Source organism: Ensifer sp. ENS09 (genome assembly GCF_014852425.1).
GTDB lineage: Bacteria > Pseudomonadota > Alphaproteobacteria > Rhizobiales > Rhizobiaceae > Ensifer.
In genome coordinates, this window is the sequence record NZ_JACVBP010000006.1 from 255186 (window position 1) to 274408 (window position 19223).

Genomic DNA, 19223 nt, shown 5'->3' on the forward strand with positions numbered 1-19223 from the left:
GCAAGCCCCTCGAAGCTTTAACGCTTGAAGTCGCCCGCAAGTGATGAAAACATCCGGCCCGGCAAAGCCACCCCGATCGTGGGGACCGGATCCGTTTCGACGGCCGGATACGGTCGGACGACAATAGGCAAAAAACAGGAGAACATCATGATCAGACACGTGCGGACCGGCCTGATGACCGCGTCCATTCTTGCCCTCTCCTCGGGCGCAGCCTTCGCCGATTATGAATTGAACATCCTGCATATCAACGACCTTCATTCCCGCATCGAATCGATCAACAAGTTCGATTCCACCTGCTCGGCGGAAGAGGAAGGCAAGAACGAGTGCTTCGGCGGCGTCGCGCGCCTGAAAGCGCTGATCGACCAGAAGCGCCAGGACCTCTCGGGCAAGAACTTGCTGCTCTTGAACGCCGGCGATAACTTCCAGGGCTCGCTGTTCTTCACCACCTACAAGGGCCTGGCGGAAGCCGAATTCCTCAACCTGATGAAGTTCGACGCGATGACCGTCGGCAACCATGAATTCGACGAGAGCGAAGACGGCCTTGCCGGCTTCCTCGACAAGATCGCCTTCCCTGTTGTCACCGCCAACGTGCTGCCGAGCGTCAAGTCGAAGATCGGCGACCGCATCAAGCCGTCGCTCGTGCTCGACGTCGGCGGCCAGAAGGTCGGCATCGTCGGCGCGGTTGCCAACGACACGCCGGAACTTTCCTCCCCCGGCCCGGACATCCTGATCGGTGACGACGTCGCCACCACCACGGCAGCCGTCGAGGAACTGAAGAAGCAGGGCGTCGACAAGATCATCGCACTCACCCATGTCGGCTATCCGCGCGACCTCGCGGCCATCGCCAAGATCCCGGATGTCGATGTCGTCGTCGGCGGCCACTCGCACAGCCTGCTCTCCAACACCGATGCGAAAGCCGAGGGTCCTTACCCGACGATGGTCGACAACCCCGGCGGTTACAAGGTTCCGGTGGTCCAGGCCGGCTCCTACACCAAGTATCTCGGCGACCTCGTCGTCACCTTCGACGACAAGGGCGTGGTCAAGTCTGCCAAGGGCGACCCGATCCTCGTCGACAGCTCGATCAAGCCGGATGAGGCAGTGCTTGCCCGCGTCGCCGAACTCGGCAAGCCGATCGAAGAACTGCGCTCGAAGATCATCGCCAAGACCGAAGCGCCGATCGACGGCTCGCGTGAGAATTGCCGCGCCAAAGAGTGCGAGATGGGCAGCCTGCTCACCGACGCCATGCTCGACCGCGTCAAGGGCCAGGGCGTGACCATCGCCATCACCAACGGCGGCGGTCTGCGCGCTTCCATCGATGCCGGCGACGTTTCGATGGGCGAAGCCATCACCGTGCTGCCGTTCCAGAACACCGTTGCGACCTTCCAGATCAAGGGCGACGGCATTCGCGCAGCGCTTGAAAACGGCCTCAGCAAGCTCGAGGAAGCTGGCGGCCGTTTCCCGCAGGTGGCCGGCATGAAGTTCTCCTTCGACAAGTCGAAGCCGGTCGGCAGCCGCGTCGTCTCGGTCGAGGTGAAGGAGGGCGAGGCCTATGTCCCGCTCGATCCGGCCAAGACCTATTCGCTCGTCACCAACAACTACATGCGCAATGGCGGCGACGGCTACGACGTCTTCAAGACGCAGGGTGAAAACGCCTACGACTACGGTCCGGGCCTCGAAACCGTGCTTGCCGACTACCTCGCCGCCCACCAGCCGTTCAAGCCCTATACCGATGGCCGCATCACCGAGGTCGCTTCGGCGGCCGGTGCGGCAACGGCCGAGCCGGCGGCGGACGCAAAGCCTGCTGCCGACGCCACGACAGCCCAGCCGGCGGCAACGGCCGGCGGCACCGCGGCAGCGAGCGGCCCGCAGAAGCATGTGATCGCCAAGGGCGACACGCTCTGGGACCTCGCCAAGGCTTTCTACGGCGAAGGCGCGCTCTGGAAGAAGATCTCCGACGCCAACGGCAAGCCGGCGCCGCGCCACCTGCATGTCGGCACGGAACTGGAGATTCCGGCAAAGTAAGACAATTTGCCTCTCCTTTCAGAGCCGGCGCGGGCTTCCCCGCGCCGGCTTTTCTTTTTAGAAGAACTGGAAACCGAAGGAACGAAAGCGGTGTCCCGATACGGGGACCCGACGAGGATGAAGATGACCGATCAGCTTGCCGTGACCACTCCTGCCAACCACCCTTCCGTCAAATCCGGAAAGGTCGGCATCCTGCTGGTCAATCTCGGCACCCCCGACGGCACCGACTACACCTCGATGCGCCGGTACCTCAAAGAGTTCCTGACCGACCGCCGGGTGATCGAGTGGTCGCGGCTGTTCTGGTATCCGATCCTGTTCGGCATCGTGCTCAACACCCGCCCCGGCAAGGTCGGCAAGGCCTACGAGATGATTTGGAACAAGGATCTGAACGAGAGCTACTTGCGCACCTATACCCGCAACCAGGCGACGCTGATGGCAAAAAGCTTTGCCGACCAGTCCAACGTGATCGTCGACTGGGGCATGCGTTACGGCCAGCCGTCGATCGCCTCGCGCATGGAGACCCTGCAGAAGGCCGGATGCGAGCGCATCCTTGTCTTCCCGCTCTATCCGCAATATGCCGCCGCCACCACGGCCACCGTCAACGACAAGGCCTTCGAGGCGCTTCTGAAGATGCGTTGGCAGCCGGCGCTGCGCACCGTCCCGCCTTATCACGACGACCCCGTCTACATCGACGCCCTGGCGACCTCGATCGAGCGTCACCTGGCGACGCTCGACTGGGAGCCGGAAGTGGTGCTCACCTCCTTCCACGGCATTCCGAAGAGCTACTTCGACAAGGGCGACCCCTATTACTGCCAGTGCCAGAAGACCGCTCGGCTGCTGCGCGAAAAGCTCGGCTGGGCGAAGGACAAGCTTCAGGTCACCTTCCAGTCGCGCTTCGGGCCCGAGGAATGGCTGCAACCCTACACCGACAAGACGGTCGAAAAGCTCGCCCAGGATGGCGTCAAGCGCATCGCCGTGCTCAATCCCGGCTTCGTCTCCGACTGTCTGGAAACGCTGGAAGAGATCGCCGAGCAGGCGGCTGAGAGCTTCCATCACAATGGCGGCGAGAAGTTCACCCACATCCCCTGTCTGAACGACAGCGCCGAAGGCATGGCCGTGCTCGAACACGTCGTGCGCCGGGAGCTTGCCGGCTGGCTTTGAGCCTCCCGCCAGCCCATTTGAAAACGGCACGCCGATCACCACCTCAGGATGAAGGAGCCGCGCGCTTGCCCACCGGCGAGTGCGCCTTTCTAACATTTTGAATTTACGCGCAATCCGCGGAAAACCGATTCCGAACGGAAACGGAATACGCTAGACTGCAGCCACAGGTCGAGATTGCAATTTAAGGGGGTAGATCTTGGGCGGAATGGATATCGTCGTCATTGGCTTCGTGGTGCTTATCATCCTGGTCCTCTTCATGGGGATCAAGACGGTGCCGCAGGGCTACCGCTATACGATCGAACGCTTTGGTCGTTACACGAAAACGCTTGAGCCTGGTCTCAACCTGATCGTTCCCTTCATCGACCGGATCGGTGCGAAGATGAACGTGATGGAACAGGTGCTCGACGTACCGACCCAGGAAGTCATCACCAAGGACAATGCCAGCGTCTCGGCCGATGCCGTCGCCTTCTATCAGATCCTGAACGCGGCGCAGGCCGCCTACCAGGTCGCACACCTGGAAAACGCCATCCTGAACCTGACGATGACCAACATCCGCTCGGTCATGGGTTCGATGGATCTCGACGAGCTCTTGTCCAACCGCGATACGATCAATGACAGGCTGCTGCATGTCGTCGACGAAGCCGCCAGCCCCTGGGGCATCAAGATCACCCGCGTCGAGATCAAGGACATCGCACCGCCGAAGGACCTGGTCGATGCCATGGCGCGGCAGATGAAGGCCGAGCGCGAGAAGCGCGCGCAGGTGCTGGAAGCCGAAGGTGCCAGAAACGCGCAGATCCTGCGCGCCGAAGGCGCAAAGCAGTCGGCGATCCTGCAGGCTGAAGGCCAGCGTGAAGCAGCCTTCCGCGACGCCGAAGCGCGCGAACGTCTGGCGGAAGCCGAGGCGAAAGCGACCAAGATGGTCTCCGAGGCCATTGCGGCCGGCGACGTGCAGGCGATCAACTACTTCGTCGCGCAGAAGTATACCGAAGCGCTCGCTTCGATCGGCACCGCCAACAACCAGAAGATCGTGCTGATGCCGATGGAAGCCTCGGCGCTGATCGGTTCGCTCGGCGGTATCGGCGCCATCGCCAAGGAAGTCTTCGGCAACGGTGACACCACGCCGGCGAGACCGCGCCAATCGACGCCGCGCACCACGCCGGCCTTCCCGGCCGATCCCTCGCAAGGGAAGTAACCCATGATCGAACGAGCCATTCAAGAACTCGGGCCCTGGAGCTGGTGGGTTCTGGGTTTCGTGCTTCTGGCAGCCGAGCTCGTCGCGCCCGGCGTGTTCCTGATCTGGATCGGCGTCGCGGCCCTTGTCGTCGGCATCCTGTCCCTCCTCCTTTGGGAGGTCGGTTTCTGGATTTGGCAGGTTCAGCTGGTGCTTTTCGCCCTGCTGTCGGTGGCGGCCGTTCTGCTCGGCCGCCGCTTCGTTCTCTCCACCTCCGAGATATCCGACGAGCCGCTGTTGAACCAGCGCGCCGAAAGCCTCGTCGGACGCACGGCGGTGTTGGAGAAACCGATCGCCGAGGGCCGAGGACGGATCCGGCTCGACGACACGTTCTGGATCGTCGAGGGGCCGGACCTGCCGGCCGGCACGCGGGTGCGCGTCGTTTCCACCAACGGCCGCAACCTGACCGTCGAAGGCGTAACCGCAAGCGGCTGATGCCACGACGTTTTTTCCGCTTGGAAACGATTGCTTAACCACGTCGCTTTACGATTGCGAAAGGATTGCAATCAGACTCGTGGACAAACGGCATATGGTGCCAGGCACATCTCGCTCGACCAAAGGAGACGCGCGGCGTTCGGCCTCGCTGGCGTTGCTGCTGGCTGGCACGGCGCTGCTTGTCCCGACGTCCTTGAACGCCCAGACCGCCACGACCGCGCCGGCGACGACCTATACTGCCGGCACGGCACCGTCAGCCGTCCCGGCCACGACACCCGCGATCACCGATCCGCAGACGACCGGCGCCGTCAGCGCCGACGACCTGACACCGGCTTCAAACGAGGACTACCTCCGCCTGAACCAGCGCGAGCCGACGCTCGACGGCCTGCGGCTGCGGGCCTATGACCCCGAATACGATCGCGCAGCGGGCATTCGCCTCGGCACCTTCACGCTGCGCCCGAGCGTCAGCGAGACCATCAATCACGAATGGCGCAAGGACGGCGACACCAAGACCAACCGCGGCTATCTCGAAACCGGAATTCGCGGCACCTTGACGTCGGACTGGTCGCGGCATCAGCTGATCGTCACCGGCGAAGGCGTGCTGCAGAACAACATCTCCGGCGAGGGCGAGGAAGAGCCGCGCGCCAATGTCGATGCCGAATTGCGCCTCGATCTGTGGGACGAAACGATCGCCCGTCTGCGCGCCGGCTACAGCTTCGAGCGCGAAGACGCCGACGACCCGAATGCGGTTTCCAACGCCAAGAACCAGTCGGCGGTCAACACTTACCGCCTCGGCGCGGCTGTCGAGCGCGATTTCGGCCTGATCCGCGGCTCGGTCGGCATCGATTTCGACCGGCGCACCTATGGTGATGTCGAACTCGAAAACGGCACGAACCTGTCGGTCAAGTATCGAAACCGCAACACCGGCATGCTCACCGCCCGTGTCGGCTACGAACTGTCGCCGGCGCTGATCCCGTTCCTCGAAGCCTCCGTCGGCAAGTCGCTCTACGACCTGCGCGAAGATCCGCTCGGCTTCGAGCGCTCCTATCAGACCTATGCCGGACGCGGCGGTATCGAACTCGACCTCGGCGAGAAGCTCTATGGCGAGCTCGGCCTCGGCTACGAGACCTACAATTTCGAGGACGATCGCCTTGGCGACCTCCGCGGCCTCTCGATCGATGGCCGTCTCAACTGGTCGCCGCAACGCGGTACCGACGTGCTCTTCGCCGTTTCGACCGACCTCAACCCGTCGACGACGGCGGGCGATGCGGGCTCGATCGACTACAACTTCACCAACATCATTACCCACCAGATGCGCTCGGACCTGGTCGCGCGACTGACGAACAACCTGACGCTCCGCAACTACCCCTCGAACGCCCGTTCGTCGGACGAGACCACCTGGCGCACCGGCGCCGGCCTCACCTACGACATCAACCGTTATTTGGCGCTGACGGGCGACGTCAGCTACGAGCGTACCACCCGCGATCAGGGCGACACCACCGACATCACCCGTGTCGGCGTCGGGTTGACGCTCCGCCGCTGAGGCAATCCGATCATCAGATAAAAAAGGCCGCGCCCGATGGGCGCGGCCTTTCTGCCTTCGAGAAGAGAAAGCCGATTACTTCAGGCTGGCGAGCAGGCTCTTCAGCGGACCTTCCACGGTCGGGCGAATGTCGCCACGCTCGAGCGCAAACGCAACGTTTGCCAGGATGAAGCCGTCCTTGGCGCCACAGTCATAGGTATCGCCACGGAAGTGGTAGGCGGCAAACTGCTGGCTGTCGGAAAGCTTGAGCATGCCGTCGGTCAGCTGGATCTCGTTGCCGGCGCCACGCTCCTGCTTTTCGAGGATAGGGAAGATCTCCGGCTGAAGGATGTAGCGGCCGTTGATGAAGAAGTTCGACGGGGCAGTGCCCGGTGCCGGCTTCTCGACCATCTTGGTGATCTTGAAACCTTCGCCGACCTTGTCGCCGACGCCGACGATGCCGTATTTGTGCGCCTGGTCCGGCGCGCATTCCTCAACCGCGATGACGTTGCCGCCGCTCTGCTCGTAGAGCTCGACCATGCCCTTGAGGCAGCCCTTCTCGCCCTTCATGATCATATCTGGCAGGAGCAGCGCGAAGGGCTCGTTGCCAACGAGTTCACGGGCGCACCAGACTGCATGGCCAAGGCCGAGCGGCGCCTGCTGGCGGGTAAAGCTGGTCGTTCCCGCCTTCGGCAGGATGCGGTCGAGCAGTTCGATCTCAATCTTCTTGTTGCGCTCGCGCAGCGTCTGGTCGAGCTCGACCTGAATGTCGAAATAGTCCTCGATGACAGCCTTGCTGCGGCCGGTCACGAAGATCAGATGCTCGATACCGGCTTCCAGCGCTTCGTCGACGACATATTGAATGACCGGCTTGTCCACCACCGTCAGCATTTCCTTCGGCACGGCCTTGGTCGCCGGCAGGAAACGGGTGCCCAGTCCTGCGACCGGGAACACGGCTTTGCGGACTTTACGCTTGTCGGTCATCGATACCTCCTTGAAAGGATTTCACTCATAACTCTTGCCGAATGGTCCTGGACGTCAATCCGTCCCGAACCATACAGCGCTCCGTAATGGAGCCGCAATCTCTATGCCGTCAGCTGAACACAGCATGAACCGACGCAACAAATGCATATGCGAACTCCACGACCAACGCTTGACATTTTCTGTGGCCGAAGACGCCACCACATTTTCATGGTAAAGGGTTTGTTGACCACGTTTCTGTAGATTCGTTGCAATCCGGCAATGCAACAAGCGCGGCCGGATCCGAAACAGGAGCCGCCGACGACTGCCCCCACCGTCCAGGCTGGCCCCAGACTGCCACCTTGCGGAGTGATTCGGGCCATGACGGCCGAAGCTCCGCAGAGAAACGGAACCGACAGCTGATGATCAGAAACCACAGGACGTTTTTCCGTCATATCGCAGCCGCCCTCGTCCTATCCGCCGCCACGCTCGGCACCTCCCCCGCTCGCGCCGATACCGGGTTCCAGAACTGGATCAACGAGTTTTACGCGACCGCCGCTCAGGCAGGCATCACCAAGGCAACCTACCGCCAGGCCTTTGCCGGCGTAAAGTCGCCCGACCAGACGGTGATCGACAAGGCCAACTACCAGCCGGAGTTCAAGCACAAGATCTGGGAATATATCGATTCCCGCGTGAACCCCTACACCAAGCGCGTCGGCCAGGAGATGGCGACCAAGCACGCTCGCACGCTGAACGCGCTGGAGAAACACTTCGGCGTCGACAAGACCATTCTGCTCGCCATCTGGTCGATGGAGTCCAACTACGGCGCCGTGCTGGAAAAGGACGACCGCCTGCACTACGTGCCGCGCGCGCTCGCCACCCTTGCCTATGCGGATCCGAAGCGGTCGAACTATGCCAAGAAGCAGCTGATCGCCGCGCTGAAAATTCTGCAGAAGGGCGATATCACCCCGCGTGAGCTGACCGGCTCCTGGGCGGGCGCCATGGGCCACACCCAGTTCATCCCCACGAGCTACCTGCTCTATGCGGTCGACGCAGACGGGAACGGTCACCGCGACATCTGGAACTCCGTGCCGGACGCGCTGGCAACCGCCGCCAACCTTCTGAAGAAGAACGGCTGGCAGCCGGGCGAGACCTGGGGCTACGAGGTCGCTCCGCCGGCCAATGCCGCGAAGTATTCCGGCCAGACGAAGACGCTCAAGGAATGGGCGTCGCTCGGTTTTGCCCGGCCGAACGGCAAGGGCTTCCGCAATGGCAGCACACGTGCCGAGCTCAAGTTGCCGAGCGGTGGCCAGGGGCCCGGCTTCCTGATGACCAAGAACTTCTTCGTCATCAAGCGCTACAACGCGTCCGACAGCTACGCGCTCGGCGTCGGCCTGCTTGCCGACCAGATCGCCGGCTACCAGGGGATGCAACAGCGCTGGCCGCGCCCGGACGGATCGCTTGATATCAGCGAGAAGTTCGAGTTGCAGAACCGGCTGAAGGAGCTTGGCTACTATAGCGGCGAAGTCGACGGCAACTTCGGCTCCGGCTCCAAGGCCGCGATCCAGGCGTTCCAGTCGAAGAACGGGCTGGCGCCGGATGGAGAGCCGACCCAGATGCTGCTGCGGGCGCTGCGCAACTAGCAGGCTCGAAACGGTTTCACGATCTGCGTATCCGTGAGATAAAAGACCGAAAAGGCGCGCTGCATTCCCTGCGGCGCGCTGATCCGTGACAGCGGCCAGGCGCCGCCGGAACACGTATGAACGGGCAGAAAAGCAGATGACGAGCAAGCGCAGCAGGCAACAGGGCCGGACGCCGTTCGGGATTGCGACGATTATGATCGCGCTCGCGGCCATGCTCACCGTGAGCCTGTTCGCCAGCTTTGCCGAGGCGCAGGAGCGGGTGCAGCGGCGCAATCTGTTCCAGATGCTCTTTGGCGGACTGAGCCGTGAGCGGCCGGTCTATGAGGACCGGGACTATTTTCCCGAACAGCCGCGCCCGAAGCGCCAGCGCCAGCCGCAACAGCGCCAGAAGGGCCTGGGTCAACAGAAGCAGAAGCCGAAACCTGCCGACACCGCTGCCCCGACGCCCGTGGTGGTGGAAAAGGCGCCGGATGCCAAGAAGGTGCTTGTCGTCGGCGACTTCATGGCCGGTAGCCTTGGCGACGGCCTGAAGACCGCCTTCGAGATGACGCCCGGCATCACCATCGAGACACGCGCGAACGGCTCGTCCGGTCTCGTGCGCGAGGACTATTTCAATTGGCCCGGCACGCTGCCGGGCTATGTCGGCGAAGTGAAGCCGTCGGTCATCATCATCAGCTTGGGCGCCAACGATCGCCAGCAGATGCAAATCGGCAGCACCAAGGAGAAGTTCCGCTCCGACCTTTGGACGGAAGAGTATCGCAAACGCGTCAACGCGCTGGCAGCCCTTGCGCGCAAGGAAAAGCTGCCGGTTCTCTGGGTCGGCATGCCACCATTCCAGTCGGCCGCCATGACCGCCGACATGGTCACCTTCAACGGTATCTACCGCGAGGAAATTGAGAAGGTCGGCGGCCAGTTCGTCGACATCTGGGACGGTTTCGTCGACGAGGGCGGCAAATTCGTGCTGACCGGGTCCGACATCAACGGCCAGCAGGTGCGCCTGCGCGGCGCCGACGGCGTCAACCTGACCAAGGCCGGCAAGCGCAAGCTCGCATTTTACGTGGAGAAGGACATCCGCCGGCTGCTCGGCGATGCCGCCGCGACCGACAAAAACGTACCGGGCGCCGACGAACTCAAGGACCTCGTGGTGACCGCACCGCTCGGCAACGAGGATATCGTCAAGACCCAGCCGATCGGCCTGACCGATCCGGCGCTCGATGGCGCCGCATCCCTGCTCGGCGGCGCAGCACCGGACAAGGGCAACGGCAAGAGCCCGCGCGACCTGCTGGTGGGCAAGGGCGACGTCGCCGCCGCCCCGGCCGGCCGCGTCGATGACTTCCGCCTGTCGAAACCGAGCACGGTGATCAGCAACCCGGTGATCCGCAACTAGATCGACGAACAGTCCTGCCCGGCCACAAAAAAAGCCCCGCATCGCTGCGGGGCTTCTTTCATGCTTGGGAGTGAACTTGCTTAGCGCGGCAGGGTCGTCGAGCCCATCAGCGCCTCGTCGATCGCACGTGCCGCCTGGCGGCCTTCGCGGATCGCCCAGACGACGAGCGATTGGCCGCGGCGCACGTCGCCGGCCGTCCAGAGCTTGTCGACTGAGGTCTTGTAGTCGCGCTCGTTGGCGACGACGTTGGTCGAGCCGCGGCGGTCGGTGTTGAGCGTCAGCTTGTCGCCGAGATCCTTGATCACGCTGTTGGTGAAGGGACCACTGAAACCGATGGCGATGAAGGCAAGATCCGCCTTGATGATGAACTCCGTGCCGGCGACCGGCTTGCGGCGATCATCCACCTGGCAGCACTTCACGCCGGTCAGGTTGCCGTCCTCGTCGCCGATGAACTCAAGGGTCGCCACCTGGAACTCGCGGATGGCGCCTTCGGCCTGGCTGGAAGAGGTGCGCATCTTCGTCGCCCAGAACGGCCAGACGGCGAGCTTGTCTTCCTTTTCCGGCGGCTGCGGACGGATGTCGAGCTGGGTCACCTTGACGGCGCCCTGGCGGAAAGCGGTGCCGACACAGTCGGACGCGGTATCACCACCGCCGACGACGACGATATGCTTGCCGCCGGCAAGGATCGGCTGCGACGGCCAGCCGACGCTGTCGATGTTCTCGCGACCGACACGGCGGTTCTGCTGCACCAGATAGGGCATCGCATCATGAACGCCGGCGAACTGGACGCCCGGGATGCCCGCGTCGCGCGGGGTCTCGGAGCCGCCGCAGTAGAGCACGGCGTCATGCTCGTCGAGCAGGCGCTGCATCGGCACATCGACGCCGACATTGATGCCGCAATGGAAAGTGACCCCTTCGCCGCGCATCTGGTCGACGCGGCGATCGATGAAGTTCTTTTCCATCTTGAAGTCCGGGATGCCGTAGCGCAGCAGGCCGCCGGGCTTGGTCTCGCGTTCGTAGACGTGAACCTCGTGGCCGGCGCGGGCAAGCTGCTGGGCCGATGCCATGCCGGCAGGTCCCGAGCCGATGACCGCGACCTTCTTGCCGGTCTTGGTGACGGCCGGCTGCGGCACGATGTAGCCCATCTCATAGGCTTTGTCGGCGATCGCCTGCTCGACGGTCTTGATCGCCACCGGGGTGTCTTCGAGGTTCAGCGTGCAGGCTTCCTCGCACGGCGCCGGGCAGACGCGACCGGTGAATTCCGGGAAGTTGTTGGTCGAATGCAGGTTGCGGATCGCCTCGTCCCAGTTGCCGTTGTAGACGAGGTCGTTCCAGTCCGGGATCTGGTTGTGCACCGGGCAGCCGGTCGGGCCGTGGCAATAGGGGATGCCACAGTCCATGCAGCGTGCCGCCTGCTTCTGCACTTCCGGTTCTGACATCGGAATGGTGAATTCGCGAAAATGGCGGATGCGGTCGGACGCCGGCTGGTACTTTGCCACTTGCCGGTCGATCTCGAGAAATCCAGTTACCTTACCCATCGTTTCATCCTGAAAGCTTTGCGTCTGAACAGGCGCTTTTTGCGAGCGCGCGTGAGAGGCCCCCGAACCGATCTGCAATGAACCGGGAGCCTTGGTCACCGGGGCCTCCTATTCGGCCGCCTCTGCCATTTTCATGCGTTCCATATCCTCGAGCGCACGGCGGTATTCGACCGGCATGACCTTGCGGAATTTCGGCCGATAATCCGTCCAGTGATCGAGGATCTCCTTCGCCCGGGGCGAACCCGTGTGGTGAAGGTGGTTGGAGATGAGCTGATAAAGCCGCTCCTCGTCATGGCGCGTCATGTCGCCCGACACGTCGACCATGCCCTTGTGCATGATGTCGCCGCCGTGGTGATGCAGCTTCTCCAGCATGTCGTCCTCTTCCGGAACCGGCTGCAGCTCGACCATCGCCATGTTGCAGCGACGGGCGAAATCGCCTTCCTCGTCGAGCACATAGGCGACACCGCCCGACATGCCGGCCGCAAAGTTGCGGCCCGTTCCGCCGAGCACGACGACGACGCCGCCGGTCATGTATTCGCAGCCGTGGTCACCCACGCCCTCGACGACCGCGACAGCACCAGAGTTGCGCACGGCGAAACGTTCGCCGGCCACGCCGTTGAAGTAGCACTCGCCCGAGATCGCGCCGTAGAGCACGGTGTTGCCGACGATGATCGATTCTTGCGGAACGATCGTCGCATTTTCCGGCGGCCGGACGATGATGCGACCGCCCGAAAGACCCTTGCCGACATAGTCGTTACCGTCACCCACGAGATCGAAGGTGATGCCGCGTGCGAGGAACGCGCCGAAGGACTGGCCAGCCGTGCCCTTGAGGGTCACGTGGATGGTGTCGTCCTTCAGGCCCTTGTGGCCCCAGCGCTTGGCAAGCGCACCGGCAAGCATCGCGCCGGCCGAACGGTCGACGTTCTTGATCTCGGCTTCGATCTTGACCGGAGCCTTGGTTTCGAGCGCGACCGCCGCTTCCTTGATCAGCTTGCGATCGAGAACGTCGTCGATCGGGTGCTGCTGGCGGATCGTCCAGTAGGTCTCTTCCTTCTTGGCTTCCACCTTGTGGAAGATCTTCGAGAAGTCGAGGCCGTTGGCCTTCCAGTGCGCCAGCGCACCGTCTTTTTCGAGCAGTTCCGAAGCGCCGACGATGTCGTTGAGCTTCTTGACGCCGAGCGACGCCAGGATCTCGCGCACTTCCTCGGCGACGAAGAAGAAGTAGTTGATGACGTGCTCGGCCGTGCCCTTGAAGCGCTTGCGCAGCACCGGATCCTGGGTCGCAACGCCGACGGGACAGGTGTTGAGGTGGCACTTGCGCATCATGATGCAGCCGGCGGCGATCAGCGGGGCGGTCGCAAAGCCGAACTCGTCGGCGCCGAGCAGGGCGCCGATGATGACGTCGCGACCGGTCTTCAGACCACCGTCGACCTGAAGGGCAACACGCGAGCGCAGGCCGTTCAGCACCAGCGTCTGCTGGGTTTCGGCTAGGCCGATTTCCCAGGGACTGCCGGCGTGCTTCAGCGAGGTCAGCGGCGATGCGCCGGTGCCGCCGTCGAAACCGGCAACGGTGATGTGGTCGGCGCGCGCCTTGGCAACGCCTGCGGCAACCGTGCCGACGCCGACTTCCGAGACGAGCTTGACCGAGACATCCGCTTGCGGATTGACGTTCTTCAGATCGTAGATCAGCTGCGCCAGGTCTTCGATCGAATAGATGTCATGGTGCGGCGGCGGCGAAATCAGGCCGACGCCCGGGGTCGAATGGCGGGTCTTGGCAACCGTCGCATCGACCTTGTGGCCGGGCAGCTGGCCACCTTCGCCGGGCTTGGCACCCTGCGCCACCTTGATCTGCAGCATGTCGGCATTGACCAGGTATTCGGTGGTCACGCCGAAGCGGCCCGACGCGATCTGCTTGATGGCCGAACGCTCGGGGTTCACGGAACCGTCGGGCAGCGGCAGGTAGCGGTCGCTTTCCTCACCACCCTCGCCGGTGTTCGACTTGCCGCCGATCCGGTTCATGGCAATCGCCAGCGTCGTATGCGCCTCGCGGCTGATCGAGCCGAAGGACATGGCGCCGGTGGAGAAGCGCTTGACGATGTCGGCAGCCGGCTCGACTTCGTCGACCGAGATCGGCTTGCGGCCGAGAGCCTCTGCGCTCTTGATCGTGAAGAGGCCACGGATCGTGTTCATGCGCAGCGCCGAGGTGTTCACCATCTCGGCGAACTCACGGTAGCGGTCCTGGGCATTGCCGCGCACGGCGTGCTGCAGCGAGGCGATCGCGTCCGGCGTCCAGGCATGGCTTTCGCCGCGCATGCGGAAGGCATATTCGCCGCCGATGTCGAGCGTGTTGGCGAGAACCGGGTCGGCACCGAAGGCCGCCTTGTGGCGAGCAACGGTTTCAGCAGCGATCTCTTCGAGGCCGATGCCCTCGATCGTCGTCGCCGTGCCGAAGAAGAACTGGTTGACCAGCTTCGACGACAGGCCGATGGCGTCGAAGATCTGCGCACCGCAATAGGACTGGTAGGTCGAGATGCCCATCTTGGACATGACCTTGAGAATGCCCTTACCGACAGCCTTGATGTAGCGGTAGACGACCTCGCTGCCGTCGACTTCCTTGGGGAAGTCGCCACGCTTGTGCATGTCGGTCAGCGTGTCGAAGGCGAGATAGGGGTTGATCGCCTCGGCGCCGTAGCCGGCGAGCAGGCAGAAGTGGTGCACTTCGCGCGGTTCGCCGGATTCCAGCACGATGCCGACCGAGGTGCGCAGACCCTTGCGGATCAGATGGTGGTGTACCGCAGCGGTCGCAAGCAGCGCCGGGATCGCAACGCGATCCGGACCGACCTGACGGTCGGACAGCACGATGATGTTGTAGCCGCCCTTAACCGCCGCTTCCGCGCGCTCGCAGAGCCGGTCGAGCATTTCGGGCATGCCTTCGGCACCGCGCGAAATGTCATAGGTGAAGTCGAGCGTCTTGGTGTCGAAACGATCTTCGGTGTGGCCGATCGAGCGGATCTTTTCGAGATCGCCGTTGGTCAGGATCGGCTGGCGCACCTCGAGCCGCTTGGCATGCGCCATGCCTTCGTGGTCGAGGATGTTCGGACGCGGACCGATGAAGGAGACGAGGCTCATCACCAGCTCTTCACGGATCGGGTCGATCGGCGGGTTGGTGACCTGCGCGAAGTTCTGCTTGAAATAGGTGTAGAGCAACTTGCGCTTGTCCGACATCGCCGAGATCGGCGTGTCGGTGCCCATCGAGCCGATCGCTTCCTGGCCGGTCGTCGCCATCGGCGACATCAGGATCTTGGTGTCTTCGAGCGTGTAGCCGAAGGCCTGCTGGCGGTCGATCAAGGAGACGTCGCGGCGCAGCGCACGCGGCTCCACCGGCTTCAGTTCCTCAAGGATCAGCTGGGTGTCTTCAAGCCACTTGCTGTAGGGGTGCTTCTGGGCGAGCGACGACTTCACCTCCTCGTCGGAGATGATGCGGCCCTGCTCCATGTCGATCAGCAGCATCTTGCCCGGCTGCAAGCGCCACTTCTTGACGATCTTGCCCTCGTCGACCGGCAGCACGCCGGCTTCCGATGCGAGGATAACGCGATCGTCAGAGGTGACGATGTAGCGGGCCGGACGCAGACCGTTGCGGTCGAGCGTCGCGCCGATCTGGCGACCGTCGGTAAAGGCGACCGCGGCCGGTCCGTCCCACGGCTCCATCAGCGCTGCGTGGTACTCGTAGAACGCCTTTCGCTCAGGCGACATCAGCTGGTTGCCGGCCCATGCCTCGGGGATCAGCATCATGACGGCATGCGACAGCGAGTAGCCGCCCTGGACCAGGAACTCGAGTGCATTGTCGAAGCAGGCGGTGTCCGACTGGCCCTCGTAGGAGATCGGCCAGAGCTTGGAGATGTCGTCGCCGAAGAGCGGCGAGGAGACCGAAGCCTGGCGCGCCGCCATCCAGTTGACGTTGCCGCGCAGCGTGTTGATTTCACCGTTGTGCGCGACCATGCGGTACGGGTGCGCCAGCTTCCATGACGGGAAAGTGTTGGTCGAGAAGCGCTGATGGACGAGCGCCACCGCACTTTCGAACCGCGGATCGGCCAGGTCCTTATAATAGGCGCCGACCTGATAGGCGAGGAACATGCCCTTGTAGACGATCGTCGAGGACGACAGCGAGACCGGGTAGAAGTTGCTCTCCTCGCCCTTGTATTCGTCATAGATGCGGTTGGAGATCACCTTGCGCAGCGTAAAGAGACGGCGCTCGAACTCCGGGTTCGTGGCGGCGTCACGGCCGGCGCCGATGAAGATCTGGACATGGCGCGGCTCGGTCGCGGCGATCTCGGGCGCCTTCGACAGCGACGAATTGTCGACCGGCACATCGCGGTACCCGATGAGCACCTGGCCCTCTTCCGTGACGACGTCCTTGATCACCTGCTTGAAGTGTTCGACGAGCGCATCGTCCTGCGGCATGAAGATGTGGCCGACGGCATATTCGCCGGCCTTCGGCAGGGTGATGCCTTGCTTGGCCATTTCCTCGCGGAAGAAGCGGTCGGGAATCTGCACGAGGATGCCCGCACCGTCGCCCATCAGCGGGTCGGCGCCGACGGCACCGCGGTGCGTCAGGTTTTCGAGCATGAAGAGGCCGTCGCGCACGATCTGGTGCGACTTCTGGCCCTTCATATGGGCGACGAAGCCGACGCCGCAGGCGTCATGTTCGTTGCGCGGATCGTAGAGTCCCTGTTTTCGCGGCAGGCCAGTCGGGAATGCGGGCGTTTTTTCAGCCGTCGCAACGCTGTGTGCGAGGTTGAGCCCAGATTGCTGTGATGGCGAATGATCCGTCATCGTTTTCCCTCCTGTTGAACCCGGCACCGCCGGGCATGGCACCGCCCGCGCATGACTCTTCGTTGCGCGCAAAGGCACGCCGAAAAGCCGGGGCACTCATCGTCTCATGATCCTGATCAGGTCGCAAATAAGCACGGCATCATCAGGCACTGATGTCTGCGACCATCCTGACGGCGGGCGATAACAACCGGATGAAATCCGGTTAGCCCCCCCGCTTCGCACGCCGGCTGCCACTTTTTTAGGCACTCACGGCGATTGTTCCGGTCCCTAGACCGAAATAGGACAGCAAACCTGTCCTATTTCATGTGCTCTATGCCAGAAACCACCCCCCTCCGCAAGAGGCATATCAGCAAATAATAGAGAAGATTTTGCCGAACATTGCCGGAAATTTCCGGCTTTTATAATTTAATTACGGCATATCGCCGTTTTCTTCCTTTTGGTTTCAAACTGGTCTCCTGTTGGCCTTTCGGCCTCTCACCGTGATTGATCCGGCTATAAACTCGGCTAAGGTCGGCAAAAGCCGTCGAAATGACGGTGAAACAGGGTGAGAAGTGATGATTTTTTCGTCTGATAACTGGGCTGGCGCCCATCCCGCGATCGCCGAAAGCCTGATGGCGCATGCCGGCGGCTACGCATCGGCCTATGGCACCAGCGAGCTCGACCGGAAGGTGGAAAAGAAGTTCGCGGAGATTTTCGAAAGGGAGGTCGCCGTCTTCTTCGTCGGCACCGGTACGGCCGCCAATTCGCTGGCCCTGGCGACGGCCAACCGCGCCGGCGGTGTCGCCTTCTGCCATCGCGAGGCCCATGTCATCGCCGACGAATGCGGCGCGCCCGAGTTCTTTTCGCATGGCGCCCGCCTGAAACCCGTCGACGGACCGCGGGGCAAGATGGAGGCCTCCCGCCTTGAAGCCGAGATCCGCCGCTTCCCGCTCGACAACGTCCACGGCGGCCAGCCCAGTGCGGTATCGCTGACGCAGGCGACGGAAAGCGGCACGGTCTATTCGCTCGCTGAGATCGAGGCGATCTCGGCCGTCGCCAAGGGACACAAGCTGCCGCTGCACATGGATGGTGCGCGCTTGGCCAACGCGCTGGTCAGCCTCGACGTAACGCCCGCCGAAATGACCTGGAAGCGCGGCGTCGACATCGTCTCCTTCGGCGGCACCAAGAACGGCTGCTGGTGCGCCGAGGCGCTGGTGCTGTTCGACCTCTCCAAGGCGCATGAGATGCACTTCCTGCGCAAGCGCTCCGCCCAGCTTTTCTCCAAGTCGCGTTTCGTCTCGGCGCAGTTCGACGCCTACTTCGCAGGCGATCTCTGGCTGAACCTCGCCCGTCACGCCAACGCCATGGCCACACGTCTGGCCGAGGGCATCGCCGCCGCAAAGACGAGCCGCCTTGCCTGGGCGGCCGATGCCAACGAGGTCTTCGCCATCATCAGCAAGGACGTGGCGACGAAGCTCAGGCAGGATGGCGCCGTCTTCTACGACTGGCCGGTGCCGCACGATCTTGAGGGCAAGCTTGCCAAGAACGAGGGCCTCTATCGCCTCGTCACCAGCTTTGCGACCAAGGCCGAGGACGTCGACCGCTTCGTCGCCGGCTGCTGAACCCTTCCCTCAACCCTGCCCTTGCAGGGTCCTCAGATTGGCGAGGATTTCGACCGAGAGTGCTGCACTCAGCTTTCGGTCGACGCCCTTGCTCGGCACCAGCACGAATTCCACGTCTTCGAGCGGCGGCAGGAGGCCGGCGGGGATTTCCTTGAGCCCTGACGGCACCATGCTGCGCGGCTGCACGAGCACGCCCATGCCGGCCCGGGCCGCCGCCGTCAGGCCGCTAAGGCTGCCGCAGGTGCACACGATCCGCCACGGCAGGCGGTTCCGGTCGAGCACTTCGAGCGCGACGCTACGGGTGATGCTCGGCGGCGGAAAGGCGATCAGCGGCAGCACCTTGTCACGCTTGATCCTTTCCGGGTCACGCGCCAGCCAAACCAGTGGTTCGCGATAGACGAGCTCGCCCCTGAGGTCGCCGAGCCTGCGCTTGGCAAGCACGAGGTCTATCTCGCCATTGTCCTGCATCTGGTAGAGCACGCCGCTCAAGGCGACCGTCAGTTCGAGGTCGACCGACGGGTGGGCGCGCACGAAATCTTCGAGCACCGCCGGCAGCCGGCTCATGACGAAATCCTCGGAGACGCCAAGCCGCAAGCGTCCGCGCAGGCTGCTTTCGGCAAACAGCGCCCGCACCTCGCCGTCGATCGCCAACATCGAGCGTGCGTGCGCAAGCAGCGCCTGCCCGTCCGCCGTCAGCGAAACGCGGTGCGTGTCCCGAGCGACAAGCGTGCGCCCGAGCGAAGCCTCGAGCCGCTGGATATGCTGGCTGACCGTCGATTGCCCGAGCGACAGTTTTTCCGCTGCAAGCGTGAAGCTGCCCATCTGTTCGAGAGCGACGAAACTGCGCAACTGCACGAGATCCAACATGGCTCATCTCATTTCGTGATAAC

12 protein-coding genes are annotated in these 19223 nt (G+C 63.1%); 8 read left to right on the forward strand and 4 right to left on the reverse strand.

Annotated elements, in window-relative coordinates:
• Nucleotides 1–147: 147 nt before the first annotated feature.
• The 5 genes from IB267_RS27985 to IB267_RS28005 all read left to right on the forward strand — a co-directional run bounded on the left by IB267_RS27985 (nt 148) and on the right by IB267_RS28005 (nt 6392).
• On the forward strand, nt 148–2022 hold the full coding sequence (locus IB267_RS27985; protein WP_192450738.1) for a bifunctional UDP-sugar hydrolase/5'-nucleotidase: 1875 nt from the start codon (nt 148–150) through the stop codon (nt 2020–2022).
• 123 nt (nt 2023–2145) lie between these two features.
• A complete protein-coding gene (hemH, locus tag IB267_RS27990) occupies nt 2146–3183 on the forward strand; it encodes a ferrochelatase (RefSeq protein ID WP_192450739.1) in 1038 nt (345 codons plus the stop codon).
• Nucleotides 3184–3379: 196 nt separating this feature from the next.
• Nucleotides 3380–4375: an SPFH domain-containing protein gene (locus IB267_RS27995; protein ID WP_156133928.1), complete on the forward strand. Its 996-nt coding sequence runs from the start codon at nt 3380–3382 to the stop codon at nt 4373–4375.
• Between the two features lie 3 nt (nt 4376–4378).
• Nucleotides 4379–4849: an NfeD family protein gene (locus IB267_RS28000; RefSeq protein WP_192450740.1), complete on the forward strand. Its 471-nt coding sequence runs from the start codon at nt 4379–4381 to the stop codon at nt 4847–4849.
• A gap of 94 nt (nt 4850–4943) precedes the next feature.
• Complete coding sequence (locus IB267_RS28005; RefSeq protein WP_192450741.1) at nt 4944–6392, forward strand: outer membrane beta-barrel protein; 1449 nt, start codon at nt 4944–4946, stop codon at nt 6390–6392.
• 75 nt (nt 6393–6467) lie between these two features.
• Here IB267_RS28005 and galU read toward each other — a convergent pair whose 3' ends face one another.
• On the reverse strand, nt 6468–7355 hold the full coding sequence (galU, locus tag IB267_RS28010; protein WP_192450742.1) for a UTP--glucose-1-phosphate uridylyltransferase GalU: 888 nt from the start codon (nt 7353–7355) through the stop codon (nt 6468–6470).
• 398 nt (nt 7356–7753) lie between these two features.
• On the opposite strand from galU, the gene IB267_RS28015 reads away from it, so the two are divergent.
• Together IB267_RS28015 and IB267_RS28020 are read left to right on the forward strand one after the other, a co-directional pair.
• Nucleotides 7754–8974, forward strand: a complete 1221-nt coding sequence (locus IB267_RS28015) for a lytic murein transglycosylase (protein WP_192450743.1) — start codon at nt 7754–7756, stop codon at nt 8972–8974.
• Nucleotides 8975–9110: 136 nt separating this feature from the next.
• Nucleotides 9111–10361: a DUF459 domain-containing protein gene (locus IB267_RS28020; protein WP_192450744.1), complete on the forward strand. Its 1251-nt coding sequence runs from the start codon at nt 9111–9113 to the stop codon at nt 10359–10361.
• Nucleotides 10362–10441: 80 nt separating this feature from the next.
• Here IB267_RS28020 and IB267_RS28025 read toward each other — a convergent pair whose 3' ends face one another.
• Nucleotides 10442–11899: a glutamate synthase subunit beta gene (locus tag IB267_RS28025; RefSeq protein WP_192450745.1), complete on the reverse strand. Its 1458-nt coding sequence runs from the start codon at nt 11897–11899 to the stop codon at nt 10442–10444.
• A gap of 108 nt (nt 11900–12007) precedes the next feature.
• Nucleotides 12008–16732, reverse strand: a complete 4725-nt coding sequence (gltB, locus tag IB267_RS28030) for a glutamate synthase large subunit (RefSeq protein ID WP_192450746.1) — start codon at nt 16730–16732, stop codon at nt 12008–12010.
• A gap of 554 nt (nt 16733–17286) precedes the next feature.
• Here gltB and IB267_RS28035 point away from each other — a divergent pair.
• Entirely contained in the window at nt 17287–18333 is a 1047-nt protein-coding gene (locus tag IB267_RS28035; RefSeq protein ID WP_192450747.1) for a low specificity L-threonine aldolase, read from the forward strand.
• A gap of 9 nt (nt 18334–18342) precedes the next feature.
• Here IB267_RS28035 and IB267_RS28040 read toward each other — a convergent pair whose 3' ends face one another.
• The gene (locus tag IB267_RS28040; RefSeq protein ID WP_192450748.1) at nt 18343–19200 is read right to left on the reverse strand and encodes a LysR family transcriptional regulator; all 858 of its coding nucleotides are present in this window, start codon (nt 19198–19200) and stop codon (nt 18343–18345) included.
• Nucleotides 19201–19223 lie beyond the last annotated feature (23 nt).

What these genes read in the sequence shown, in the direction of transcription:
- IB267_RS27985 (WP_192450738.1), top strand. Translation starts at nt 148, where the DNA reads ATGATCAGACACGTGCGGACCGGCCTGATGACCGCGTCCATTCTTGCC.
- hemH (WP_192450739.1), top strand. Translation starts at nt 2,146, where the DNA reads ATGACCGATCAGCTTGCCGTGACCACTCCTGCCAACCACCCTTCCGTC.
- IB267_RS28000 (WP_192450740.1), top strand. Translation starts at nt 4,379, where the DNA reads ATGATCGAACGAGCCATTCAAGAACTCGGGCCCTGGAGCTGGTGGGTT.
- IB267_RS28005 (WP_192450741.1), top strand. Translation starts at nt 4,944, where the DNA reads ATGGTGCCAGGCACATCTCGCTCGACCAAAGGAGACGCGCGGCGTTCG.
- galU (WP_192450742.1), bottom strand. Translation starts at nt 7,355, where the DNA reads ATGACCGACAAGCGTAAAGTCCGCAAAGCCGTGTTCCCGGTCGCAGGA.
- IB267_RS28015 (WP_192450743.1), top strand. Translation starts at nt 7,754, where the DNA reads ATGATCAGAAACCACAGGACGTTTTTCCGTCATATCGCAGCCGCCCTC.
- IB267_RS28020 (WP_192450744.1), top strand. Translation starts at nt 9,111, where the DNA reads ATGACGAGCAAGCGCAGCAGGCAACAGGGCCGGACGCCGTTCGGGATT.
- IB267_RS28025 (WP_192450745.1), bottom strand. Translation starts at nt 11,899, where the DNA reads ATGGGTAAGGTAACTGGATTTCTCGAGATCGACCGGCAAGTGGCAAAG.
- gltB (WP_192450746.1), bottom strand. Translation starts at nt 16,732, where the DNA reads ATGACGGATCATTCGCCATCACAGCAATCTGGGCTCAACCTCGCACAC.
- IB267_RS28035 (WP_192450747.1), top strand. Translation starts at nt 17,287, where the DNA reads ATGATTTTTTCGTCTGATAACTGGGCTGGCGCCCATCCCGCGATCGCC.
- IB267_RS28040 (WP_192450748.1), bottom strand. Translation starts at nt 19,200, where the DNA reads ATGTTGGATCTCGTGCAGTTGCGCAGTTTCGTCGCTCTCGAACAGATG.